This is a genomic window from Brucella tritici, from assembly GCF_902825325.1.
Taxonomy (GTDB): Bacteria; Pseudomonadota; Alphaproteobacteria; order Rhizobiales; family Rhizobiaceae; genus Brucella.
The window spans coordinates 18,387-41,397 of sequence record NZ_CADEAR010000012.1 but is presented as its reverse complement, the minus strand read 5'-3'; the positions used below and the strand labels follow the sequence as shown (position 1 = coordinate 41,397).

The window sequence follows — 23,011 nt, the reverse complement described above, 5'->3', positions numbered from 1 at the left end:
TTTCTTACTGTGCCAGCACGGCGCTCGCGGTGCCCGCGAGTGCTGCGTCGTAATGTTGGACCAGGGCGTTCACGGCACCGGCGGTCACATTGAAGACCGGGGTCGGATACACACCGAAGAAGATGGTGAGCGCCACAAGCGGGTAGAGAATGATCTTCTCACGCGGGCTCAAGTCGAGGAGCGCCTTCAGGCTTTCCTTGGTCAATGCGCCGAACACTACCTGACGGTAGAGCCAGAGCGCATAAGCCGCCGAGAGGATGACGCCCGTGGTTGCGAACAGTGCCACCCAGGTATTGACCCGGAACACACCGAACAGCGTCAGGAATTCACCGATGAAGCCCGAAGTACCCGGCAGGCCGACATTCGCCATCGTGAAGATGAGGAAGGCCACCGCATATTTCGGCATGTTGTTCACCAGACCGCCAAACGCAGCAATCTCACGGGTATGCATACGATCATAGATCACGCCGACGCAGAGGAAGAGCGCAGCCGACACGATGCCGTGCGACAACATCTGGAAGATGGCGCCCTGGATACCCTGCTCATTGGCTGCAAAAATACCCATGGTCACATAGGCCATGTGCGCAACCGACGAATAGGCGATCAGCTTCTTCATGTCTTCCTGCACCATCGCGACGAGCGAGGTGTAGATGATCGCGATGACCGACAGCGCGAAGATGAAGGGTGCGAAGTCAGCCGAAGCCAGAGGGAACATCGGCAGCGAGAAACGGATGAAACCGTAACCGCCGAGCTTCAGGAGAATACCGGCCAGAATGACCGAGCCTGCCGTCGGCGCTTCAACGTGCGCGTCCGGCAACCAGGTATGGACCGGCCACATCGGCATCTTGACCGCAAAGGACGCGAAGAAGGCGAGCCATAGCCATGTCTGCATCCCCGCAGGGAAGTCGTACTTCAGCAACTCGACGATATTCATCGTACCAGCCTGCCAGTACATGGCCATGATGGCGATGAGCATCAGCACGGAGCCCAGAAGCGTATAAAGGAAGAACTTCAAGCTTGCATAGACGCGACGCTTGCCGCCCCACACGCCGATGATGATGAACATCGGGATAAGGCTTGCTTCGAAGAACACGTAGAACAGGAACAGGTCGAGCGCGCAGAACACGCCGATCATCAGCGTTTCCAGAATGAGGAACGCGATCATGTATTCCTTGACGCGCTTTTCCACCGACACCCAGCTTGCGAGAATGCAGAAGGGCATGAGGAAAGCGGAAAGCACCACGAACAGGACGGAGATACCGTCCACGCCCATGTGATAGCTAATGCCGCCACCCATCCAGTCGACCTGCTCGACCATCTGGAAACCAGAGTTCGAATTATCGAACCCTGCCCAGACGACGAGCGACAGGATGAAGACGAATATCGTCGTCAGCAAAGCGACGTTGCGGATATTGCGACGCGAAGCCTCGCTGTCGTCCTTGATCAGAAGGATCAGTAACGCGCCGACGAGCGGCAGAAACGTGACCGTTGAGAGAATTGGCCAGTCGGTCATCAGAAAGAGCTCCCGAGCATCATCCAAGTGACGAGCGCGGCGACGCCGATCAGCATCGCGAATGCGTAGTGATAAAGGTATCCGGACTGCATCTTGACGACACGGTTGGTGACATCGAGCACGCGAGCCGAGATGCCATCCGGGCCGAAGCCGTCAATAAGCCAGCCGTCGCCACCCTTCCAGAACAAGCGGCCAAGCCAACGAGCCGGACGTACGAAGAGGAAATCGTACAGTTCGTCGAAGTACCACTTGTTGAGAAGGAACTGGTAGAGGCCACGGTGACGGGCAGCCAGCGCCTTCGGCGTTTCCGGCGAGCGGATGTAGAAGATCCAGGCGACGATGAAGCCGAGAACCATCGAAATGAACGGCGACAGCTTAACCCACAGAGGAACATGGTGGTATTCCTCAAGGATCTGGTTGGCAGCCGAGGTAAACAGCGCACCCTTCCAGAATTCGGCATATTCATGGCCGAAGAAGAGTTCCTTGAACACGACACCGGCAAAGAGTGCACCAACGCCGAGGATCAGCAGCGGAACGAACATGACAGCCGGCGATTCATGGACGTGATGCATGACTTCGGCGGAAGCGCGCGGCTTGCCGTAGAAGGTCATGAAAATCAGGCGCCATGAATAGAAGCTCGTGAAGAGCGCTGCAACGATGAGAAGCGTCGAAGCGTAGCCGCTGGCAGCACTGTGCGAAGCGAAGACGGATTCGATGATCGCATCCTTGGAGAAGAAACCGGCGGTGCCGATGATCGTGCCCGGAATACCGAGGCCCGTAATGGCAACCGTACCGATGACCATCATCCAGTAGGTGATCGGGATCAGCTTGCGCAGGCCGCCCATGCGACGCATGTCCTGCTCTTCCGAAACGGCATGTATAACCGAGCCGGCGCAAAGGAACAGAAGCGCCTTGAAGAAAGCGTGCGTGAACAGGTGGAACACAGCCGCGCCATAAGCGCCGACGCCGAGTGCCGCAAACATATAGCCGAGCTGCGAACAGGTCGAATAGGCGATCACGCGCTTGATGTCGTTCTGCACGAGAGCGACCGTTGCTGCAAAGAAGGCAGTGGTTGCGCCGATGATCGTCACGACCAGAAGTGCGGTCTGCGACAGTTCAAAGATCGGCGACATGCGGGCGACCATGAACACGCCCGCGGTAACCATGGTAGCGGCGTGAATGAGCGCCGAAACCGGGGTCGGGCCTTCCATGGCGTCCGGAAGCCAGGTGTGCAGCAGGAACTGCGCCGACTTGCCCATCGCGCCCATGAAAAGCAGCAGGCAGGTGATTGTGATCGCGCCCTGCTTGTCGAGCTGGTAGCCGAGGAAGTTCAGAACGACCTGATTGGCATCGGCAGCGCCTTCAGCCGGCAGATAATTGGCTGCGGCAGCGAAGATCGTGTTGTAGTCGACAGACTGGAACAGCGCGAACACACCGAAGATGCCGAGCAGGAAGCCGAAGTCACCAACGCGGTTGACGACGAACGCCTTCATGGCGGCGGCATTGGCCGAAGGCTTCTGGAACCAGAAACCGATCAGGAGGTAGGAAGCCAGACCCACGCCTTCCCAGCCGAAGAACATCTGGACCAGATTGTCCGACGTGACCAGCATGAGCATGGCGAAGGTGAACAGCGACAGATAGGCGAAGAAGCGCGGACGGTGCGGATCGTGGTGCATATATCCAATGGAATAGATGTGCACGAGAGCCGACACCGAGTTCACCACCACCAGCATGACGCCGGTGAGCGTATCGATGCGCAATGCCCAGTCGAAGGAAAGCGTGCCCGACGTCACCCAGTGAAGAACCGGGATGCGGACGGTTTCTGCGTCGTGGCCGAGCGGAATCTGGAAAAACACGACCCAGGACAGGATCGCGACGATGACCATGAAACCGGAAGTGATGTATTCGCTCGCCTTGGCTCCGATCTGATTGCCGAAGAGACCGGCAATCAGGAAGCCGAGAAGCGGAAGGAAGACGATCGCGTAGTAGAGCATTTGCCCGTCAACCTTTCATAACATTGACGTCTTCCACCGCGATGGAACCGCGATTACGGAAGAAAACAACGAGAATTGCCAGACCGATGGCCGCTTCAGCAGCCGCAACAGTCAGAACGAAAAGGGCGAAGACCTGCCCGACCATGTCGCCGAGCTGGCTGGAGAACGCCACGAAATTGAGATTGACCGACAGAAGGATCAATTCGATCGACATCAGGATAACGATGACGTTCTTGCGGTTCAGGAAGATGCCGAAGACGCCAAGCGTAAACAGGATGGCCGAAACGGTGAGATAATGGGAGATACCGATTTCCATATGCTTATCCTCAGATGCCTTTGCCCGTTTCGACCTTCTTGATCTCGATCGCCGTTTCCGGCGTGCGAGCTACCTGGGTCGGGATGGACTGGCGCTTGACATTCGGCTTGTGCCGCAGCGTCAGAACGATGGCGCCGATCATCGCGACCAGAAGGACGAGACCAGCAACCTGGAAGTAGAAGACGAAGTCGGTGTAGAGAATGTCGCCCAGAGCAGCGGTATTGGACCGCTCGGCGATATTCGGGATTGGCACAGCGCCCTGCCCCAGCTTCGGCGCAAACATGTTGCTTGCGAACACGAAGATCAGTTCGCCGAGCAAAATGAGGCCGACGAGAGCGCCGACCGGTGCATATTGCAATGCGCCGCGCTTCAGCTCGGAGAAATCCACATCCAGCATCATGACGACGAAGAGGAAGAGAACCGCCACTGCTCCGACGTAAACGACGAGCAGGATCATGGCGAGGAACTCGGCCCCGGTCAGCAGAAACAGAGCTGCCGCATTGAAGAATGTGAGGATCAGAAACAGCACCGAATGCACGGGGTTGCGTGCCGCAATCACCATGAACGCGCTGGCGATCATGATGAAGGCGAACAGATAGAAGAACGCTGCCGCAATACCTGTCAGCATGGGGATCCCCCAACACCTTTCCGTGAGCAAAGCCTTATTGCCTCGCTCGCTTTAGTCTTTGTTTGCCGCGAATAATCGCGAAACTTAAATTCCAGCAACAAGATGGGCCGCCCCTTCCTGTTGCCGCTTTTCAAACCGGATGCCGAAACGAGGTTTCAGCAAAACCAATCAGCGATATGGCGCATCCATCGCGATATTGCGCGCGATTTCGCGTTCCCAACGGTCGCCATTGGCAAGGAGCTTGTCCTTGTCGTAGTAGAGTTCTTCGCGGGTTTCGGTCGCGAATTCGAAATTCGGACCTTCCACGATGGCATCCACCGGGCATGCTTCCTGGCAGAAACCGCAATAGATGCACTTCACCATATCGATATCGTAACGCACCGTGCGGCGAGTGCCGTCATTGCGGCGCGGACCGGCCTCGATGGTGATGGCCTGCGCCGGGCAGATCGCTTCGCAAAGCTTGCAGGCGATGCAGCGTTCTTCACCGTTCGGGTAACGGCGCAGTGCGTGCTCTCCACGGAAGCGCGGCGAAACCGGGCCCTTTTCATGCGGGTAGTTCAACGTCGCCTTGGGCGCGAAGAACTGGCGCATGGAAAGAAAGAACGCGCCGACGAATTCCTTGAGCAGGAGCGATTTGGCTGCTTGAGCGAATGAAGCCATAGTTATTACTCCTTACGCCAGACCGAAGACTTTGAGGAAGGTCGCGGTTGCGACAACCATGAAGAGCGAGATCGGCAGGAACACTTTCCAGCCAAGGCGCATCAGCTGGTCGTAGCGATAACGCGGAACGAAAGCCTTCACCATTGCGAAGAGGAAGAAGCAGAAGCAAAGCTTCAGCATGAACCAGATGATGCCCGGAACCCAGTTGAGGAACCACACGTCCACCGGAGGCAGCCAGCCGCCAAGGAAGAGGGTCGTCATCAGGGCGCACATCAGCGTGATCGCCACATATTCGCCGAGGAAGAACAGAAGGAACGGCGTGGACGAATATTCGATCATGTGACCGGCCACGAGTTCGGATTCAGCTTCGACCAGATCGAATGGCGGACGGTTCGTTTCAGCAAGTGCCGAAATGAAGAAGATCACGAACATCGGGAACAGGCAGAGCCAGTTCCAGTCGAGGAACGAAGCCGGCAGGCCAAGCATGGTACCGAGGCCGGTATTCTGCGAAAGCACAATGTCGGTGAGGTTGAGCGAGCCAACCGTCAGCAGAACCGTGACGATCACGAAGCCGATGGAGACTTCGTAGGAAACCATCTGCGCAGCGGAACGAAGCGCACCGAGGAACGGATATTTCGAGTTCGATGCCCAGCCGCCCATGATCACGCCGTAAACTTCGAGCGAAGAAATGGCGAAGATATAGAGAATGCCGACATTGATGTTGGCGATGGCCCAGCCTTCATTGACCGGAATGACCGCCCAGGTTGCCATTGCGAGAACGGCGGAAACGAAAGGCGCAAGGAGGAAAACACCCTTGTTTGCGCCAGACGGAATGATCGGTTCCTTGAAGACGAACTTCAACAAGTCAGCAAAAGCCTGGAACAGACCCCAGGGACCGACAACGTTCGGGCCGCGACGAAGCTGTACTGCTGCCCAGATCTTGCGATCTGCGTAAAGCAGGTAAGCGACGACGATCAGCAATACGACGAGCAGAACGACCGACTTCAGCGCTATGATAAGCGCGGGCAAGACGTAAGCTGCAAAAATACCTTCCATTGTTCCGTCTCTCTCTCGCTTACTCGGCAGCCTGCTGGAAGCCGCCAGCCGCGAGCGCCGAGCATTCGGCCATGACGGCGGAAGCGCGCGCAATTGGGTTCGTCAGGTAGAAGTCCTTGACCGGAGAGACGAACGCAGCGCCGCCGCCCAGGTTGGATGCTTTCGCTGCCAGCGCGACGAGATCGTCGGCGGAAGCAGGCGTGATGGTGTCGATGGCCAGCATATGCGGATAGTCCGCATAGAGCTTGGCGCGAAGCTGCTGCATCGAATCGAACGGCAGGCGCTTGCCAAGGCTGTCGGAAAGAGCGCGCAGGATTGCCCAGTCTTCCTTTGCCTCGCCCGGTGCGAAACCGGCGCGGCTGCCAAGCTGCACGCGACCTTCGGTGTTGAGCCAGGTGCCCGACTTTTCCGTGTAGGCGGCGCCCGGCAGGATAACGTCGGCAGCATGTGCGCCGGCATCGCCGTGCGTGCCGATGTAAACGACGAAGCTCGAACCCTTTTTGGTCATGTCGAGTTCGTCTGCACCGAGCAGGAACACGACATCCAGATTGCCCAGCATGTCGCCAGCCACCTTGCCGCCCTCACCCGGCACGAAGCCGAGATCCAGAGCGCCAACGCGCGAAGCAGCAGCGTGCAGAACGGAGAAGCCGTTCCACTCATCCTTGATCGCGCCGACATCCTGAGCGAGCTTGGCGGCGGTCGACAGAACCGCAGCACCATTCTCACCGGTGAGCGCGCCCTGACCGATGATGATCAGCGGACGTTCAGCCTTGGCCAGCACATCGCGGAAAGCGTTCTTGCCAGCAGCAACGGCGGCGAGTGTTTCAGCGCCAGCACCCAGATATTCATATTCGTAGCGCAGTTCAGCCTGTTCGCCGATCAGGGCGACCGGGAAATGGCCCATGCGCTGGCGCTTGCGAATACGTGCGTTCAGAACGGCAGCTTCAACGCGCGGATTGGAACCGATGATGAGCAGAGCATCAGCGTTTTCAATGCCTTCGATCGTGGAGTTGAAGAGATAGGTTGCGCGCCCCAGAGCCGGATCGAGTGCAGCGCCATCCTGGCGGCTGTCGATATTGGCGGTGCCGAGCGAAGCCATCAGGCCCTTCAGCGCATAGATTTCTTCAACCGAAGCCAGATCGCCTGCAACAGCGCCAATCTTGTCGGCAGAGGTTGCAGAAACCTTGGCGGCGATAGCGGCAAAAGCTTCCGGCCACGATGCTGCGACCAGACGGCCATCCTTGCGAACATATGGGCGGTCGAGGCGCTGGGTGCGCAGGCCATCCCAGATGAAGCGGGTCTTGTCGGAAATCCACTCTTCGTTCACCGCTTCATTGACACGCGGCATGACGCGCATCACTTCGCGGCCACGGGTGTCAACGCGGATGTTCGAGCCGACCGCATCCATCACGTCGATGGTTTCGGTCTTGTTCAGTTCCCACGGACGGGCCTGGAACGCATAAGGACGTGAGGTCAGAGCGCCAACCGGGCAAAGATCGATAACGTTGCCCTGCAGTTCCGACGTCATGGCGCGTTCGAGATAGGTGGTGATCTCGGCGTCTTCGCCACGACCGATGAGGCCGAGTTCGGAAATGCCTGCAACTTCCGTCGTGAAGCGGACGCAGCGCGTGCAGTGAATGCAACGCGTCATCACCGTCTTGACGAGCGGGCCGATATATTTGTTTTCAACAGCACGCTTGTTCTCGCGATAGCGGGAACCGTCGGTGCCGAAGGCCATTGCCTGATCCTGCAGATCGCACTCGCCGCCCTGATCGCAGATCGGGCAATCCAGCGGATGGTTGATAAGCAGGAACTCCATCACGCCTTCGCGGGCCTTCTTGACCATCGGTGTGTTGGTGAAGATTTCAGGCGCTTCGCCATTCGGGCCGGGACGCAGATCGCGCACGCCCATGGCGCAGGATGCCGCCGGCTTCGGCGGTCCGCCCTTTACTTCAACCAGACACATACGGCAGTTTCCGGCGATGGAAAGCCGTTCGTGGAAACAGAAACGTGGCACTTCCGCGCCCGCGGCTTCGGCAGCCTGAAGGAGCGTATAGTGATCGGGTACTTCGATCTCTGTGCCGTCAACCTTGATCTTTGCCATCGCTTATCCAAACCTGCGGCTTATGCCGCATCTTCCAGATCTCAAACTTTCGAGCAGTCTTCTTCAAACCGCTTGCAACTCGTTAAGCCTTATTCCGCTGCTTCCAGACGGATATTGCGGCTCTGAACGGCGTTGCGTGTATAATCATCAATGCGCTTTTCAATTTCCGGACGGAAATTGCGGATCAGGCCCTGAATTGGCCATGCAGCAGCATCGCCGAGCGCGCAGATCGTGTGACCTTCAATCTGCTTGGTCACGTCGAACAGCATGTCGATTTCACGCTTCTGCGCGTTACCCTTGACCATGCGTTCCATCACGCGCCACATCCAGCCGGTGCCTTCACGGCACGGCGTGCACTGGCCGCAGCTCTCATGCTTGAAGAACGCTGCCAGACGGGCAATCGCCTTGATGATGTCGGTGGACTTGTCCATGACGATCAGGCCGCCGGTGCCGAACGACGATTTCTTGTCGCGCATTCCGTCGAAATCCATGATGGCATCCATCATGTCCTCAGCCTTGATGACAGGGCACGATGCACCGCCGGGAATGACCGCAAGCAGATTGTCCCAGCCGCCGCGAATGCCGCCGCCATGCTTTTCGATCAGATCGCGGAACGGAATGCCAAGGCCTTCCTCCACGACGCAAGGCGTGTTCACGTGGCCCGAGATCTGGAACAGCTTGGTGCCGACATTGTTCGGGCGTCCGATGGACGAGAACCATGCTGCACCACGACGCAGGATCGTCGGCGCAACCGCAATCGATTCCACGTTATTCACGGTCGTCGGGCAGCCATAAAGGCCCATATTCGCAGGGAATGGAGGCTTCAGACGCGGCTGGCCCTTCTTGCCTTCAAGGCTTTCGAGCAGAGCCGTTTCTTCACCGCAGATGTAAGCGCCAGCGCCGTGGGATACGAGAACATCCATATCCCAGCCGCACTTGTTGCCCTTGCCGAGCAGACCGGCTTCGTAGCACTCGTCGATTGCAGCCTGAAGGGCTTCACGCTCACGCATGAACTCGCCGCGAATATAAATATAGGCGGTGTGTGCGCCCATGGCGCAACCGGCGATCAGGCAGCCTTCGATCAGCGTATGCGGATCGTGGCGCAGAATTTCGCGGTCCTTGCAGGTGCCCGGCTCGGATTCGTCGGCATTGACGACCAGATAATGCGGGCGACCGTCGCTCTGCTTCGGCATGAACGACCACTTGAGACCCGTCGGGAAGCCAGCGCCGCCACGGCCACGCAGACCCGAAGCCTTCATCTCGTCGATGATCCAGTCACGGCCCTTTTCGATCAGACCCTTGGTGTTGTCCCAATGGCCGCGCGCCATGGCACCCTTCAGGGACTGATCCTTGAAGCCGTAAATATTGGTGAAGATGCGATCTTTATCAGCCAGCATGTCTCACCTGTTTCCGTTCGTGTTTGCCAATATCGAAGTCATCATACCGGCTTCTTTCCGAATACCTTGATGTATTCCTCGACGCCGCCCTTGGCCAAAGCCTTGGCTTGCTTCACCCAGTCTTCACGCTCGATGCGACCGTGGAAGCTGAGATAGCCGTCGACCCATTCGCGCTCAGCCTTCTTCCAGGAAGCGACCTGCTTGAAGGTGAAGATACCCAGCTCATGCAGGGTTTCCTCGATCTTCGGGCCAACGCCGGAGATCAGCTTCAGATCGTCAACCGCTTCCGGGCGCTCGATAGAAACCGGACGATTGGCATCGTCGAGCTTGAAGTTTTGCTTGGCTTCGACCGAAGCAGCCTTCTCGGCAGCCTTCGACACCTTGACATCCGAAGGCGTCTTGAGCGCCGGATCGGTTTCAGGTGCGTTGGTCACAGGCTTTGCAGCATTGGACGGAGCGACGTTCTTCGCTTCCTCGGCTGCTTTTGCAGCGGCTTCCGCCTTGGCCTTTGCTTCTGCTTCGGCCTTCGCCTTGGCTGCGGCGGCATCGGATGCCTTGCGGGTCTCAAGACCGACCTTCTTGTAGTCGAGATCTTCGGTCAGAGCGGTCAGGCCGCTGAGCGGCTCGGACGTCACGCGGTCGATCTGCGGACCCGGCTTGACGGTGTCGCCCTTGCCAGCTTCAAAAGCGTCGATGATCTCGGCAAGACGCTCCGGCGTCAGATCTTCATAGGCGTCCTTGAAGATCATGACCATCGGTGCATTGGCGCAAGCGCCCTGGCATTCCACTTCTTCCCACGACAGGGTTCCGTCGGCATTGAGCTCGAACGGGTCGTGGTTGATCTTGTGACGGCAGACATCCATCAGCGCTTCCGAACCACGCAACATGCATGGCGTGGTGCCGCAAACCTGAATGTGAGCGCGCGTGCCAACCGGCTTAAGCTGGAACTGCGTATAGAAAGTCGCGACTTCCAGAACGCGGATCAGCGGCATTTCGAGCATGCCTGCGACATGTTCGATAGCTGCCTTCGTGACCCAGCCGTCCTGCTCCTGCGCACGCATGAGCAACGGAATAACAGCCGACTGCTGGCGGCCTTCAGGGAATTTTGCGATCGTCTTGTGCGCCCAGGCCTGATTTTCCGCGTTGAACGCGAAAGCGGCTGGCTGGACGGCATCATCTGCGAGACGGCGAACGGACATCAGCGGTCAACCTCACCAAACACGATATCGAGCGAGCCAAGAATTGCCGACACGTCAGCCAGCATATGGCCGCGGCACAGGAAATCCATGGCTTGAAGATGGGCAAAGCCCGGAGCGCGCAGCTTGCAGCGATAAGGCTTGTTGGAGCCGTCCGACACGAGGAAGACGCCAAATTCGCCCTTCGGGGCTTCAACTGCTGCGTAAACTTCACCGGCAGGCACGTGATAGCCTTCCGTATAAAGCTTGAAGTGGTGGATGAGCGCTTCCATTGAGCGCTTCATCTCGCCGCGCTTCGGCGGCACGATCTTGTTGTCGGCATTGGAAACCGGGCCGACGCGCTCCTTGCCGAGCAGAAGATCAACGCACTGGCGCATGATGCGTGCCGACTGGCGCATTTCTTCCATGCGGATCAGGTAGCGATCATAGCAGTCGCCGTTCTTGCCGATCGGAATGTCGAATTCCATCTCGTTGTAGCACTCGTAAGGCTGCGATTTGCGCAGATCCCATGCAGCGCCCGAACCACGAACCATGACGCCCGAGAAGCCCCATGCCCATGCATCTTCCAGCTTCACGACACCGATATCGACGTTACGCTGCTTGAAAATACGGTTTGGCGTGATGAGGTCATCAAGATTGTTGAGTGTATTGAAGAACGGATCGATCCATTTGCCGATGTCTTCAACGAGCTGATCCGGCAGGTCCTGATGGACGCCACCCGGACGGAAATAGGCTGCGTGCATACGCGCGCCACAAGCGCGTTCGTAGAACACCATCAGCTTTTCGCGCTCTTCGAAGCCCCAGAGCGGCGGCGTCAGTGCGCCAACGTCCATGGCCTGCGTGGTCACGTTGAGAAGATGGTTCAGGATACGGCCGATTTCCGAATAGAGAACGCGGATAACCTGACCGCGCTTCGGCACATCGATGCCCAGCAGGCGTTCGACGGCAAGCGCATAGGCGTGCTCCTGATTCATCGGCGCCACGTAATCGAGGCGGTCGAGATAAGGCACAGCCTGAAGATAGGTCTTGGCTTCCATCAGCTTTTCGGTGCCGCGATGCAGCAGACCGATATGCGGATCGACGCGCTCGACGACTTCACCGTCGAGTTCAAGCACCAGACGCAGCACGCCGTGCGCGGCAGGGTGCTGCGGACCGAAGTTGATATTGAAATTGCGGACCTGAGTCTCAGCCATGTTCAGCTTCCTGTCGCTCAGTTCGTCTTTGCTTTCTCATCGCCCGGCAGAACGTAATCCGTTCCTTCCCATGGCGAGAGAAAATCGAAATTGCGGAATTCCTGGCGCAGTTGCACAGGCTCGTAAACGACACGCTTCAGCTCGTCGTTGTAACGAACTTCAACGAAGCCGGTGAGCGGGAAGTCCTTGCGCAGCGGATGACCCTCGAAACCGTAGTCGGTCAGGATGCGGCGCAGGTCCGGATGGCCGGAGAACAGAACGCCGTACATGTCGTAGGTTTCGCGCTCAAACCATTCGGCACCGACGAAGACCGGCACTGCGGAAGGCACCAGCGTATCTTCATCAGCCTGAACCTTGACGCGGATGCGCTGGTTCTGGCGTGGAGACATCAACTGGTAGACGACATCGAAACGCTTGGCGCGCTGCGGATAGTCGACGCCCGAAATATCCGTCAGGTTGACGAACTGGCACTGCACGTCGTCACGCAGGAAAGTCAGAACGCTGATGATGCTCGCAGCCGGAACCGAAAGCGTCAACTCGCCATAAGCAAGTTTCGCCTCTTCGATCGCGTCGCCGAGGCGTTCCTTGATATAGCCGGAAAGTTCACCGAGAGCTTCTTCGCTCATTTTCCTAACTTCCTTCTTTAGAACTCACACCGGCTTGCCATTGGGAGCCCCTTTTCAGGGGATGGCAGACAGTCGAACCCTAACAAAACTTGTCTTGCGCGAACCGGTCGATAACGGCTCAGCGCTCAATCGTACCCGTGCGACGGATTTTTTTCTGAAGCATAAGAATGCCATAAAGCAGCGCTTCAGCAGTCGGAGGGCAGCCCGGAACGTAAATGTCGACCGGAACCACGCGATCGCAGCCACGCACCACCGAATAGGAATAGTGGTAATAGCCGCCGCCATTGGCGCAGGAACCCATCGAGATAACGTAACGCGGCTCCGGCATCTGGTCGTAGACCTTACGAAGAGCAGGCGCCATCTTGTTGGTCAGCGTGCCGGCAACGATCATCACGTCGGACTGACGCGGTGATGCGCGCGGTGCAATACCGAAACGTTCGGCATCGTAGCGCGGCATGGAAATGTGCATCATTTCCACGGCGCAGCATGCGAGACCGAAGGTCATCCACATCAACGAGCCGGTACGCGCCCAGGTAATCAGAGCGTCAGCAGATGTGACGATGAACCCCTTGTCGGAAAGCTCGCTGTTCAGATCGTTGAAGAATGCATCGTCGGAACCGACAGGCTTGCCCGTGCGCGGGTCAAGAATGCCCTTCGGCTGCGGAGCCACGAGCGTTGTGTTGGCTGAGGTCAATCCCATTCCAGCGCTCCCTTCTTCCATTCATAAATGAAGCCGATGGTCAGAACGCCAAGGAACACCATCATCGACGCAAAGCCGAACCAGCCGATTTCACCAAAGGACACAGCCCATGGGAAAAGGAAGGCGACTTCCAGGTCGAAGATGATGAAGAGAATCGACACCAGATAGAAACGGATGTCGAACTTCATACGGGCGTCATCGAAGGCATTGAAGCCGCACTCGTAAGCAGAAAGCTTTTCGGGGTCGGGCTGTCTATAGGCGACAAGAAACGGCGCAACCAGGAGGGCTACACCAATTACCATCGCAATGCCGAGAAAGATGACGATCGGCAGGTAGGAACTTAAAAGCTCGTTCATGGTCCTTTATCCGGCTTGAATACGAGGCTGCGCCGCCTGTCATAAGCTTTTTGGAGCTGACGACCATGCGACACATTGCATCTGTGCAACCTCGTCGCCCCAAGCAGCTTCAAAAGGCATGCCGTGCGAACTAAGCGCTTTTCGCCGGGACGGTTATCGCAGCACGTGCGCAAGCGCAACCCCTCCGGCATGATCTATTGGGCAAAGACGAGCCAAGATGCTTAACAAGCTATGGCATCAAGCCCGCTTATCCCACTGAAAACCCCTATAACATGAAAAGATCATAATTTCGTGAGGAAAAGTCGCACGGACTGGTCGGCCAAGTGGTCTGATTCCGACATTTGCATCCGCCGGATATGAGCGTCGAGCAAATGGCGGAATCAAAACGACCACTGGCCACTCTATATATCCAGTGAATTTTTTGGAATTTGACGTTTGAAACGAGGTTGATATCGGGCAGATATCAAACGTCAAATTCAATCCACTGGCAATTGCAGCGAGAATCAATTGCCTGCAACCTGGCAATGAAAGTTGTGGGTTTCAGCACTCGCTTTAAAATGAACTCATGGAGCAGCCGAAGCCCCTGCCCCAACCAGCCTGCCCGGCAGATAAAGCACAAGCGAAGCGGCGCCCTTGATTGCGGAAGCACCGTCTGCCAGCACCGCCTGTCCCGTCGTCTGGTTTTCCTGTCCGTTCAAAGCGCCCAGCGACAGAGTGCCGTCGCTAACCAAAGCCATGAGCGATGGCGAGGAGGCAAAGACATTATGTTCGCCGCCATCCAAGTCGGTCGCGTCTATCACCGCGATTCCATATTTCTGAAGCGTCGGAATGCTGGTGCCGTCCCCTACCCGCGCATGGCCGCCAGTGATGAAGGATGAGACACCAAGCGCACGATCGCTGCGCGATGTCATCACCGCTGTCGGATGCGGCATGGGATCGATATCCTTGATCTGCTTTTCGAAGACGTCGAGATCAATGTCCGGTGCGGCGAGCAACAGCGCACTGATGCGGCGCAGCACATTCTTTTCGCCGCGCAGCGACAGGGTCCTCAAGGCCTCCATGGTGACGAAACTGCCCATGGAGTGACCGACAAGAACGATGCGCTCAGCCTTGCTGCGGGCGACAAGCTGCAGCAATCGTGCCAGACCGTCACGTGCGAAGTCCGCGCTATCACGATCATAGACATAAAGCCCAAGATCGCCGCCCGACGGCCAGGCATATTCGACCGCCACCGACTTCATCTTGTAATCATGGACAAACTGCGCAGTGCGGAATGTGCTGTCGGCAAAATTATTGTTGTAGCCATGCACGAAGATCAGGATTTCCTTGTCCTTCGGTCCCTGCTTCGCAAGCGCTGCATTTAATTGTGCGAGAAACTGTTCTGCATTGTCGTAAGGCTGGAATGCGGTCGCAGCGAAATTTTTGGCGGGATCAGGCTTGTAGCCGGTCGACTCGACCTGCCCTTTGACATGAGCCGCCGGAATGCCGACATCGACCTGCGCAAAGTTCAGCGTGTCAGAGCGCTTTGAATTATACGGCTGCGAGAAATTATCCGAGCGCTGGCGGCTCGTCGCCACATAGATGGGAACCACCGCCGCCGGCTTCGCAGGCTTGACGATGGCGGCTTGCGCTGCGGCCACCGATTGCGGGCTTGAATGCGGCCCGTGCCACAGCACGGCGCGGGGCGAGCCACACCCGGCAAGAATCAAGAACGTTGCAAGCACAGCAAGATAAGCGTGTCGGGTCATCGTCGCAGCGATCCGTTCCTGTCATCCGATCCACGCGATTGAAAACAGGAAATTCGCTCCATGGCAATGCATTGGCGCTGCCATTGGCTTTTTGCAATGCGAACCACTCCAGAGGGCCGACCGTCCGCGAGTGAAAATTCCGTTCTCATTTACGGGTAAAGTTGGAATGGAAACGTTCCAAATGCTGAAAGCTTTGCGAAGCCATGCCTTCAGATCGCATTCGCCCCGGCTATCATGAAACATATGTCGGCCGAAGCATCACAAGGAGGTCACGCATGAGCCATTACCTGCTCGCCAGCGGCGATCTTCTCGTCATTGCAGCGATCATTCTGTCGGTCGCCTATCTGTCCTGGAAGCAATTTTCCAAATAGCAGACATACGGTTCGGCGAAGCGGCTGCGCCCCGGCAATTCCCATGAAGTTTTTTGAAGAGAAGACGGCACCGTAAAACAGGCGGTGGGCGCCACTTTCGTGTCAACGTTCAATCTATCGATTTGTTGAAAGGAAAGTGGCGCGAGTGACGGGGCTCGAACCCGCGACCTCCGGCGTGACAGGCCGGCACTCTAACCAACTGAGCTACACCCGCGCATTTCTCGGCAACCTTGCGGCTGCGTCGCACCGGCGTTTCCGTCCGGTGTGAGCGGTCGTTTAAGGGGTTCTCGAACAAGTGTCAAGCGCGTGTTTGGAGAAGAATTGGAATATTGTAAAAATCATTCACAGGGCATTTCAATGCCCTTTCACGATCAGCAATTCTGGCTTGAGAAAAAGTAAAAATGGCGGTAGGCGCCACTTTCGTGTCAACGTTCAATCTATTGATTTGTTGAGAGGAAAGTGGCGCGAGTGACGGGGCTCGAACCCGCGACCTCCGGCGTGACAGGCCGGCACTCTAACCAACTGAGCTACACCCGCGCATTTCTCGGCAACCTTGCGGCTGCGTCGCACCGGCGTTTCCGTCCGGTGTGAGCGGTCGTTTAAGGGGTTCTCGAACAAGTGTCAAGCAAGGGTCACGAAGAAAGAATAAGAATTTTCGATTTTGCTGTCGAACGCCCGATTTCCGGGCTTTTTCAATGACATCAAACTTATCCACAAACCCGGCCAGCCCCCCGGAATCGAAGCAATTTTCAGAATCATCCACATCGCGCCTTCCGAAAGCCGCGCCTTACGGCAACTAGCAAACTCCAATTAGTTGCTTGATTTCATACCAACCGGTTGGTATTGTTTTGATCAGGAGCAAGATCATGGCACGTAGACAGAACCCGCAGACCCGTTCCAACCTGCTTGATGCAGCGTTGAGCGTTATTCGCACCAAGGGTTACACCGCAACGACGGTCGATGACATCTGCACGAAGGCATCCCTGTCAAAGGGCGCTTTCTTTCATCATTTTTCCAGCAAGGAAGACCTCGCGGTTGCCGCCGCGAACTACTGGTCGGAAACGACAGGCGCGCTCTTTGCCGATGCCGCCTATCATGCTCCTGAAGACCCGCTTGAGCGCGTGCTGGCCTATGTCGAGTTGCGGAAGCAGCTCGTTCAAGGCGAACTGCCTGACTTCACCTGTCTCGTCGGCACCATGACGCAGGAAGTCTATGAGACCAATTCCGTGATCCGGAATGCCTGCTGGGACAGCATTTCAAGCCATGCGGACACGCTTGTCCCGGATATCGCGGCCGCGATGGAGCGCTATGCGGTTGCAGGTGATTTCACCGCTGAAAGCCTTGCTCTTCATACGCAGGCGGTCATTCAGGGCGCTTTTATCATCGCCAAGGCAAGCGGCGACCCGCTGCATGCGGTCGAAAGCGTCGACCATCTCAAGCGATATATAAGCCTGCTTTTCAAAAAGCCTGCCAACACCCACTGAACTGAAAACCGACAAAGGGAGGAAACCATGCCCAGCACTATTCGCCTGCACCGTGTCTTCGCCACCAAGCCGGAGAAGGTTTATCGCGCATTTATCGAGCCGGATGCCGTAGCCAGCTGGCTACCGCCATATGGCTTCACCTGCACCGTCCACGAGCTGGACGCAAAGGTCGGCGGCAAACACAAAATGTCGTTCCGGAATTTCACGACCGGCCACAGCCATTCTTTCGGCGGCACATATGTCGAACTCGTTCCGGGAGAACGGCTGGTCTATACGGACAGTTTCGACGACCCGAACCTGCCCGGCGAAATGAAAGTCACGATAACCCTGAAAGCCGTTTCGGTCGGAACGGAAATCAACATCGAACAGCAAGGTGTGCCTGATATCATTCCCGCTGAAGCCTGCTATCTCGGCTGGCAGGAATCCCTGGAGAAATTGAAAAAGCTCGTTGAGCCCGAAATCAACCAGTAATGTTGTTTCGACAATGAAGCGCGGGGCTGGTCAGCAGAAGATGCCGCCCCCGCTTCGTCGATTGAATGAATATCTGCCAGAAATTTCCGATCTTCTTTGAGATACAACAAATCCGGTTTGCGCCTGTCACTCTAGAATGGCTCGAATGATGATGCGGCTGTCATCATCATGCTTCGAAGCCTGACAGCCACGGAACAATATGATGTCGGCAGAACCTGTCTCACTATCCCCCGTAATCGATGTCCGCACCATACCGCCGATTTCGCGGCATGCGACGATCTTCTCGATGATCGATTCGCTTGAACCCGGCGAAGCGCTGGAAATCGTCAACGATCACGATCCCGTACCGCTGCGCCACCAGCTTGAAACCCGTAATCCGGGCGCATTCTCGTGGGTCTACAAGGAAACTGGTCCGTTATGGCGGGTCGAGATCGGTCGCCGGAAAGGCCATCATGGCGCTGACCATGAGTGTACCTGCGGCAATCACTGAAGTCTTATAGGCACAACGTCCGGGACGAACTGAGATGATCGGCGCGACGCTTTCCCGTTGGACCCTCTCCTACTTTGCCGCTTCGCTGGCTTTCCTCGTCTTTGGACTTGCCTTGATGGCGGGCGGTTTCGGCTATCCCGGTCACGGCATTCGCGCGGCTGAAACACTTATAATCGTGCACGCCATCTGTATAGGATGGCTTGCACTGCTTATGAGTGGCGCACTTCTGCAATTCGTGCCGGTTCTGGTCAACAGATCCCTGTGGGGAAGCCGGGCAAGCCTCCCCGCCTTGCTTCTGCTGGTAGCAGGACTTTCCGGTCTGCTCGTTGGCTTTGCAGGCATGGCCGGAATGACGGAAAATCCGGCATGGCTGCTCCCGGTCTCCGGCATCCTGTTGACCTGCGGATTTTCCGTCATTTTCGCAATATTGGGCATGACGCTCTGGCTTGCTCGCCCGATCACCCTGCCCGCACGGTTTGTTGCGGCAGGCATCTGTTGTCTTCTGATAACAGCACTGCTTGGCAGTATTTTCACCTTCGTGCTGTCCGGCTTCACGGAGCAAGCCGTTCTGCTCGATATTGCCGGTGCGGCATTGCCGGTTCACGTCGCACTTGGCCTTGGCGGCTGGATGACTTTCACGGCTATGGGCGTGAGCTACAGATTGCTGACAATGTTCATGCTGTCCCCCGATGCTGCGCGGCAGACAACCAGAATTATCTGGTGGGAAGGCGCTGCTGCCCTGACCATCCTCGCAATCGGAATCGTTGTTGTCGCCTTGGAAATGGGGGCAATCGAGATAGCCGTGACAGCGGCCCTCATTCCCGGCATCGCCTGCATCGCGCTCTATATCGTCGATATCCAGACGATCTACCGGCAGCGCAAACGCAAGACGATAGAATTGAACAGCGCCGCCAGCATTCCAGCCTTCATCGCGCTTGGGCTTTCAATTCTTCTGGCAATTGCCCTCTTCTGGACGGGCGCCACCGATGCGATGATTGCAGCCCTTGTCTATCTGTTTACCTTCGGTTGGCTGACCGGCCTCAGCCTTGCCCAACTCTACAAGATCGTACCGTTTCTGACCTGGCTCGAATGTTATGGCCCCGTCATGGGGCGTGCACCGACACCACGTGTGCAGGATATGGTCAGCGAACGCCGCGCACGACAGTGGTTCGCTCTTTATTATATTGGCGTTGCAGTCGCGACGCTGGCTTTGATTGCCGAATATCCAACCGTATTTCGTTTGGCCATTATGCTGAATCTCATGGCGATCCTTGCATTGATCGTGCACTTCTTTCGCGCCCGGCGGCTTCTTGATGTACCGAACGGCCTACGCCTGCCAAAAGGGGCAACCCTGCCGCATCTCATCTATGCCGGTGAACCAATTCTCAGGAGATCGAAATGACACTCTCAGTTCAGGACATCACGCACCATGTGCTGGACGTACGCCCGCTGATCAAGGGCGGCGTGGAACCCTTCAATGCCATCATGGAAGCAGTCGATGGTCTTTCGCCGGGACAAAGCCTCCTGCTGATCGCCCCGTTCAAACCGGCGCCGCTTTTCAGTGTCATGGAGCGAAAAGGCTTTTCTGCAAAGGCAGAGCCTCTGGATAATGGTGACTGGCAAGTCCTGTTCAGTCCGGTGATGGATGCCACGCCGGAACTGCGGTTCTCGGACAATGTCGTATCGCCGGATGTCTGGCCTGAACCATCGCGCTATCTTGATTGTTCGGACATGCAGCCACCGGAACCGATGGTGCGCATTCTTGCCGAAGTGGAAGATATGTCTGCGGGTACGGTCCTGTTCGCATTGCTGCACCGCGAGCCGTTGTTCCTCTTTCCCGAATTGGAAAACCGCGGTCATGAATGGGTCGGCAACTTCGATGAGACCGGGGCTGCCTATCGTATCATGATCCGCGTCGGAGACGCGAGGTAGTCGTCATGCAACACGAAACACATGCCCGGATGGAGACACAGATCATCGAAAACCTGCGTCTGGTGCTCGACCCCGAACTTGGGTTCAATCTCGTTGACCTTGGCATGATCTACAGTATCGACATTCGTGAAGGCGGGAATGTCGATATCAGCATGACAACGACGACACCCGGTTGTCCGGCTGCCGGTTATCTGACCGATGCCGTTCGTGCGAGCGCCGAATCTGTTGAAGGCGTTCATGCTGTGAATGTCGAACTGACCTATGAACCGGAGTGGATTCCGGAGATGGCGATGCCTGAGGTGCAGGCTCGGTTTGGAGATTGATCTCCCGCACATATCCGCATCAGGGAAACCAGCGAACAGTGCCAATCTGTTCGCTGGTTTCTCTTTTGGCCAAACCCCTTTGTTCCAGCGCAAACAAAGGGAAACATACATCAATTAAATATATTAAGTGATTGATATTAAATAATAATTATTACTCAACTTTCTGCGCCACCTTGATCGCAGTCAAGGACCACCAAAGCGTCTCTTTCTATAGTCGGCATGACAGAGCAGGAAATGCTCGGTCCTATCGTAAAGGAGAGTATCGATGGTCGACCAGATGCAAATCAGCCGCCGCAGCATATTGGCAGGAGCCGCCCTCGCCGGGGCGCTTGCGCCGGTTCTGGCAACCACATCCGCTTGGGGACAAGGCGCGGTGAGGAAGGCAAGTGCGGCAGAAATAGCGGCACTCCCGCGCCAGAAAGTGGAGTTGGTGGCCCCTCCCTTCGTGCATGCCCACAGTCAGGTTGCAGAAGGCGGACCAAAGGTGGTCGAATTCACCATGGTGATCGAGGAAAAGAAGATCGTCATTGATGATGCGGGAACCGAAGTTCACGCCATGGCATTCAACGGCACCGTTCCGGGACCGCTCATGGTCGTGCATCAGGACGATTATGTCGAACTGACCCTCATCAACCCTGAAACCAACACGCTGATGCATAATATCGATTTCCACGCGGCAACAGGTGCATTGGGCGGCGGCGGGCTGACCGAAATCAATCCGGGTGAGAAGACCATCCTGCGCTTCAAGGCGACCAAGCCCGGCGTCTTCGTCTACCACTGCGCACCTCCCGGAATGGTTCCATGGCACGTGGTATCGGGCATGAATGGTGCCATTATGGTGCTGCCGCGCGAGGGATTGCATGACGGCAAGGGAAAAGCCCTGACCTATGACAAAATTTATTATGTCGGCGAACAGGATTTCTATGTGCCGCGTGACGAGGACGGGAAGTTCAAGAAATATGATGCGCCCGGTGACGCTTATGAAGACACGGTCAAGGTCATGCGCACCCTCACCCCAACCCATGTCGTGTTCAACGGCGCTGTTGGAGCACTGACCGGCGACAAGGCCATGACGGCGGCGGTCGGCGAGAAAGTCCTGATCGTCCATTCGCAGGCCAACCGCGATACGAGACCGCATCTGATCGGGGGCCACGGGGACTATGTCTGGTCGACCGGCAAGTTCAACACGCCGCCGGATGTCGATCAGGAAACCTGGTTCATTCCGGGCGGCGCGGCCGGAGCAGCTTTCTATACGTTCCAGCAGCCCGGCATCTATGCCTATGTGAACCATAATCTGATCGAGGCCTTTGAACTCGGCGCTGCGGCTCATTTCAAGGTCACGGGTGAATGGAACGACGATCTGATGACATCGGTTCTCGCGCCATCCGGCACGTAAAGCAAATGTTTGTAGGCGCCTCAACTCCCAGGGTGCCTTCGGCAAACCTTCCCTGAATCGTGCTTTACGAAGAAAGGCTCGGGGCTGCATCCATTTGCCTCCCATATGGCTGCGGTCCCTTGATATCCGATGAACGAAGGCAAAGGAAAAAAGCGCCTGCGTGAGCTTGCCGTAGCCGTTCCGGCGGTCGTGCTGGCAGTCGTCGCGGGGTTGTTTGTCGTTGACGCCGTCGGGCGTTCGAACCACGCAATATCGGGCGCATCACCTGTCGGTCCCGAGATGATTGTTCTCGCGCCGCGCACTATGACTTATCGGGCGGATGGCGACTTTCAGAAGAACAATTATCCCGTCGATGCCCCGTTGATGACCCGCAAGCTGCAACGGGCATTCGAGATCATGAAGTATCAGGTCAGTACGACCGAATACGCGCACTGCGTCGCCGATGGCGACTGTCAGCCTGCCGAGACCTTGCCGCACAATCATGATGCATCCGCAGCCGATGGCCCCATCGTCGGCGTCAGCTATGATGATGCGCAGGCCTATGCCGACTGGCTTTCACGCAAAACCGGCGAAATCTGGCATCTGCCAACAGACGAACAGTGGGCATTCGCCGCAGGCTCACGCTTTCCTGACGACGCCCTTGGCGTCGATGACGATTCTGCTGCCAATCCCGCGCTGCGTTGGCTGAGAGATTATGAAAAACAAAGTGCCCGCAAGCAGGACAGAAACCCTGCCAGACGCCCTGCCGGTGCTTTCGGTGTCAATGAACTGGGCGTGGCCGATATCGCTGGCAACGTGTGGGAATGGACCCAGACCTGCCACCGTCGCGTCAATATCGATGCCTATGGCAAACAGATTGCAGAAACACCTTCGTGCGGCGTTTACGTCGTCAATGGCAAGCACCGCGCTGCAATGAGCTCGTTCATTCGCAACCCGAAAACCGGAGGATGCAGCGTCGGCGTTCCGCCCGACAATCTCGGTTTCCGGCTGGTTCGCGACAACCGCTGGTATGCTGTGGTGTGGAAGCGCATCCAGAACATCGGCGCATGAGGGATTA

Annotated in this window: 22 protein-coding genes and 2 tRNA genes; 8 read left to right on the top strand and 16 right to left on the bottom strand. The window is 56.9% G+C overall.

Annotated features, from left to right (window positions below):
* Window positions 1-4: 4 nt before the first annotated feature.
* The 16 genes from HWX93_RS17210 to HWX93_RS17135 all read right to left on the bottom strand — a co-directional run bounded on the left by HWX93_RS17210 (window position 5) and on the right by HWX93_RS17135 (window position 16,395).
* Window positions 5-1,513 carry an NADH-quinone oxidoreductase subunit M gene (locus HWX93_RS17210; RefSeq protein WP_151554673.1) on the bottom strand — a complete coding sequence of 503 codons (1,509 nt, stop codon included), beginning with the start codon at window positions 1,511-1,513 and terminating at the stop codon, window positions 5-7.
* Entirely contained in the window at window positions 1,513-3,507 is a 1,995-nt protein-coding gene (gene nuoL / locus HWX93_RS17205) for an NADH-quinone oxidoreductase subunit L (protein WP_151554674.1), read from the bottom strand. The genes HWX93_RS17210 and nuoL overlap by 1 nt, the downstream gene beginning before the upstream one ends.
* A 7-nt stretch (window positions 3,508-3,514) precedes the next feature.
* A complete protein-coding gene (gene nuoK, locus HWX93_RS17200) occupies window positions 3,515-3,823 on the bottom strand; it encodes an NADH-quinone oxidoreductase subunit NuoK (protein WP_061345449.1) in 309 nt (102 codons plus the stop codon).
* Between the two features lie 10 nt (window positions 3,824-3,833).
* The gene (locus HWX93_RS17195; protein ID WP_012092259.1) at window positions 3,834-4,451 is read right to left on the bottom strand and encodes an NADH-quinone oxidoreductase subunit J; all 618 of its coding nucleotides are present in this window, start codon (window positions 4,449-4,451) and stop codon (window positions 3,834-3,836) included.
* Between the two features lie 168 nt (window positions 4,452-4,619).
* Entirely contained in the window at window positions 4,620-5,111 is a 492-nt protein-coding gene (nuoI, locus tag HWX93_RS17190; protein WP_007874549.1) for an NADH-quinone oxidoreductase subunit NuoI, read from the bottom strand.
* Between the two features lie 12 nt (window positions 5,112-5,123).
* Window positions 5,124-6,167: an NADH-quinone oxidoreductase subunit NuoH gene (gene nuoH, locus HWX93_RS17185; protein WP_006466595.1), complete on the bottom strand. Its 1,044-nt coding sequence runs from the start codon at window positions 6,165-6,167 to the stop codon at window positions 5,124-5,126.
* 19 nt (window positions 6,168-6,186) lie between these two features.
* Window positions 6,187-8,271, bottom strand: a complete 2,085-nt coding sequence (gene nuoG, locus HWX93_RS17180; protein ID WP_176038070.1) for an NADH-quinone oxidoreductase subunit NuoG — start codon at window positions 8,269-8,271, stop codon at window positions 6,187-6,189.
* 89 nt (window positions 8,272-8,360) lie between these two features.
* Window positions 8,361-9,668, bottom strand: coding sequence for an NADH-quinone oxidoreductase subunit NuoF (nuoF, locus tag HWX93_RS17175; RefSeq protein WP_061345452.1), 1,308 nt, complete (start codon window positions 9,666-9,668; stop codon window positions 8,361-8,363).
* A gap of 41 nt (window positions 9,669-9,709) precedes the next feature.
* Window positions 9,710-10,867 (bottom strand): NADH-quinone oxidoreductase subunit E, encoded by a 1,158-nt coding sequence (locus tag HWX93_RS17170; RefSeq protein WP_176038069.1) that lies wholly within the window; start codon window positions 10,865-10,867, stop codon window positions 9,710-9,712.
* The gene (locus HWX93_RS17165; protein WP_061345454.1) at window positions 10,867-12,057 is read right to left on the bottom strand and encodes an NADH-quinone oxidoreductase subunit D; all 1,191 of its coding nucleotides are present in this window, start codon (window positions 12,055-12,057) and stop codon (window positions 10,867-10,869) included. The genes HWX93_RS17170 and HWX93_RS17165 overlap by 1 nt, the downstream gene beginning before the upstream one ends.
* 17 nt (window positions 12,058-12,074) lie before the next feature.
* Window positions 12,075-12,683, bottom strand: a complete 609-nt coding sequence (locus HWX93_RS17160; protein ID WP_151554677.1) for an NADH-quinone oxidoreductase subunit C — start codon at window positions 12,681-12,683, stop codon at window positions 12,075-12,077.
* A gap of 118 nt (window positions 12,684-12,801) precedes the next feature.
* On the bottom strand, window positions 12,802-13,383 hold the full coding sequence (locus tag HWX93_RS17155; RefSeq protein WP_006466589.1) for a NuoB/complex I 20 kDa subunit family protein: 582 nt from the start codon (window positions 13,381-13,383) through the stop codon (window positions 12,802-12,804).
* Window positions 13,374-13,739, bottom strand: a complete 366-nt coding sequence (locus HWX93_RS17150) for an NADH-quinone oxidoreductase subunit A (RefSeq protein WP_006466588.1) — start codon at window positions 13,737-13,739, stop codon at window positions 13,374-13,376. The genes HWX93_RS17155 and HWX93_RS17150 overlap by 10 nt, the downstream gene beginning before the upstream one ends.
* 563 nt (window positions 13,740-14,302) lie before the next feature.
* The gene (locus tag HWX93_RS17145) at window positions 14,303-15,487 is read right to left on the bottom strand and encodes an alpha/beta hydrolase (protein ID WP_176038068.1); all 1,185 of its coding nucleotides are present in this window, start codon (window positions 15,485-15,487) and stop codon (window positions 14,303-14,305) included.
* Between the two features lie 508 nt (window positions 15,488-15,995).
* Window positions 15,996-16,072: transfer RNA gene (locus HWX93_RS17140), tRNA-Asp, on the bottom strand.
* 246 nt (window positions 16,073-16,318) lie between these two features.
* Window positions 16,319-16,395 (bottom strand) — tRNA-Asp (locus HWX93_RS17135).
* 329 nt (window positions 16,396-16,724) lie between these two features.
* Between HWX93_RS17135 and HWX93_RS17130 the strand changes: the two genes are divergently transcribed.
* The 8 genes from HWX93_RS17130 to HWX93_RS17095 all read left to right on the top strand — a co-directional run bounded on the left by HWX93_RS17130 (window position 16,725) and on the right by HWX93_RS17095 (window position 23,004).
* Window positions 16,725-17,342: a TetR/AcrR family transcriptional regulator gene (locus tag HWX93_RS17130; RefSeq protein WP_176038067.1), complete on the top strand. Its 618-nt coding sequence runs from the start codon at window positions 16,725-16,727 to the stop codon at window positions 17,340-17,342.
* A gap of 27 nt (window positions 17,343-17,369) precedes the next feature.
* Window positions 17,370-17,813, top strand: a complete 444-nt coding sequence (locus HWX93_RS17125; RefSeq protein ID WP_151554680.1) for an SRPBCC family protein — start codon at window positions 17,370-17,372, stop codon at window positions 17,811-17,813.
* Window positions 17,814-18,015: 202 nt separating this feature from the next.
* Window positions 18,016-18,303 (top strand): DUF2249 domain-containing protein, encoded by a 288-nt coding sequence (locus HWX93_RS17120; RefSeq protein ID WP_151554681.1) that lies wholly within the window; start codon window positions 18,016-18,018, stop codon window positions 18,301-18,303.
* A gap of 34 nt (window positions 18,304-18,337) precedes the next feature.
* On the top strand, window positions 18,338-19,705 hold the full coding sequence (locus HWX93_RS17115) for a hypothetical protein (protein ID WP_176038066.1): 1,368 nt from the start codon (window positions 18,338-18,340) through the stop codon (window positions 19,703-19,705).
* The gene (locus tag HWX93_RS17110) at window positions 19,702-20,235 is read left to right on the top strand and encodes a DUF2249 domain-containing protein (protein ID WP_176038065.1); all 534 of its coding nucleotides are present in this window, start codon (window positions 19,702-19,704) and stop codon (window positions 20,233-20,235) included. Before HWX93_RS17115 ends, HWX93_RS17110 begins: the two co-directional genes overlap by 4 nt.
* Before the next feature lie 5 nt (window positions 20,236-20,240).
* Window positions 20,241-20,558, top strand: a complete 318-nt coding sequence (locus tag HWX93_RS17105) for a metal-sulfur cluster assembly factor (RefSeq protein ID WP_151643195.1) — start codon at window positions 20,241-20,243, stop codon at window positions 20,556-20,558.
* Window positions 20,559-20,823: 265 nt separating this feature from the next.
* Window positions 20,824-21,954, top strand: a complete 1,131-nt coding sequence (gene nirK, locus HWX93_RS17100; protein WP_176038064.1) for a copper-containing nitrite reductase — start codon at window positions 20,824-20,826, stop codon at window positions 21,952-21,954.
* A 129-nt stretch (window positions 21,955-22,083) separates the two neighbouring features.
* Window positions 22,084-23,004 carry an SUMF1/EgtB/PvdO family nonheme iron enzyme gene (locus HWX93_RS17095; RefSeq protein ID WP_176038063.1) on the top strand — a complete coding sequence of 307 codons (921 nt, stop codon included), beginning with the start codon at window positions 22,084-22,086 and terminating at the stop codon, window positions 23,002-23,004.
* Window positions 23,005-23,011: the final 7 nt, after the last annotated feature.

Bases quoted from the DNA above. Each gene is read 5' to 3' on its own strand.
- HWX93_RS17120 (WP_151554681.1), top strand. From the start codon at position 18,016: ATGTCGGCAGAACCTGTCTCACTATCCCCCGTAATCGATGTCCGCACC.
- nuoL (WP_151554674.1), bottom strand. From the start codon at position 3,507: ATGCTCTACTACGCGATCGTCTTCCTTCCGCTTCTCGGCTTCCTGATT.
- HWX93_RS17155 (WP_006466589.1), bottom strand. From the start codon at position 13,383: ATGGGATTGACCTCAGCCAACACAACGCTCGTGGCTCCGCAGCCGAAG.
- HWX93_RS17110 (WP_176038065.1), top strand. From the start codon at position 19,702: ATGACACTCTCAGTTCAGGACATCACGCACCATGTGCTGGACGTACGC.
- HWX93_RS17150 (WP_006466588.1), bottom strand. From the start codon at position 13,739: ATGAACGAGCTTTTAAGTTCCTACCTGCCGATCGTCATCTTTCTCGGC.
- HWX93_RS17170 (WP_176038069.1), bottom strand. From the start codon at position 10,867: ATGTCCGTTCGCCGTCTCGCAGATGATGCCGTCCAGCCAGCCGCTTTC.
- HWX93_RS17160 (WP_151554677.1), bottom strand. From the start codon at position 12,683: ATGAGCGAAGAAGCTCTCGGTGAACTTTCCGGCTATATCAAGGAACGC.
- HWX93_RS17165 (WP_061345454.1), bottom strand. From the start codon at position 12,057: ATGGCTGAGACTCAGGTCCGCAATTTCAATATCAACTTCGGTCCGCAG.
- HWX93_RS17125 (WP_151554680.1), top strand. From the start codon at position 17,370: ATGCCCAGCACTATTCGCCTGCACCGTGTCTTCGCCACCAAGCCGGAG.
- nuoI (WP_007874549.1), bottom strand. From the start codon at position 5,111: ATGGCTTCATTCGCTCAAGCAGCCAAATCGCTCCTGCTCAAGGAATTC.
- HWX93_RS17145 (WP_176038068.1), bottom strand. From the start codon at position 15,487: ATGACCCGACACGCTTATCTTGCTGTGCTTGCAACGTTCTTGATTCTT.
- HWX93_RS17115 (WP_176038066.1), top strand. From the start codon at position 18,338: ATGATCGGCGCGACGCTTTCCCGTTGGACCCTCTCCTACTTTGCCGCT.
- nuoH (WP_006466595.1), bottom strand. From the start codon at position 6,167: ATGGAAGGTATTTTTGCAGCTTACGTCTTGCCCGCGCTTATCATAGCG.
- nuoG (WP_176038070.1), bottom strand. From the start codon at position 8,271: ATGGCAAAGATCAAGGTTGACGGCACAGAGATCGAAGTACCCGATCAC.
- HWX93_RS17195 (WP_012092259.1), bottom strand. From the start codon at position 4,451: ATGCTGACAGGTATTGCGGCAGCGTTCTTCTATCTGTTCGCCTTCATC.
- nuoK (WP_061345449.1), bottom strand. From the start codon at position 3,823: ATGGAAATCGGTATCTCCCATTATCTCACCGTTTCGGCCATCCTGTTT.
- HWX93_RS17210 (WP_151554673.1), bottom strand. From the start codon at position 1,513: ATGACCGACTGGCCAATTCTCTCAACGGTCACGTTTCTGCCGCTCGTC.
- HWX93_RS17105 (WP_151643195.1), top strand. From the start codon at position 20,241: ATGCAACACGAAACACATGCCCGGATGGAGACACAGATCATCGAAAAC.
- HWX93_RS17095 (WP_176038063.1), top strand. From the start codon at position 22,084: ATGAACGAAGGCAAAGGAAAAAAGCGCCTGCGTGAGCTTGCCGTAGCC.
- nuoF (WP_061345452.1), bottom strand. From the start codon at position 9,668: ATGCTGGCTGATAAAGATCGCATCTTCACCAATATTTACGGCTTCAAG.
- HWX93_RS17130 (WP_176038067.1), top strand. From the start codon at position 16,725: ATGGCACGTAGACAGAACCCGCAGACCCGTTCCAACCTGCTTGATGCA.
- nirK (WP_176038064.1), top strand. From the start codon at position 20,824: ATGGTCGACCAGATGCAAATCAGCCGCCGCAGCATATTGGCAGGAGCC.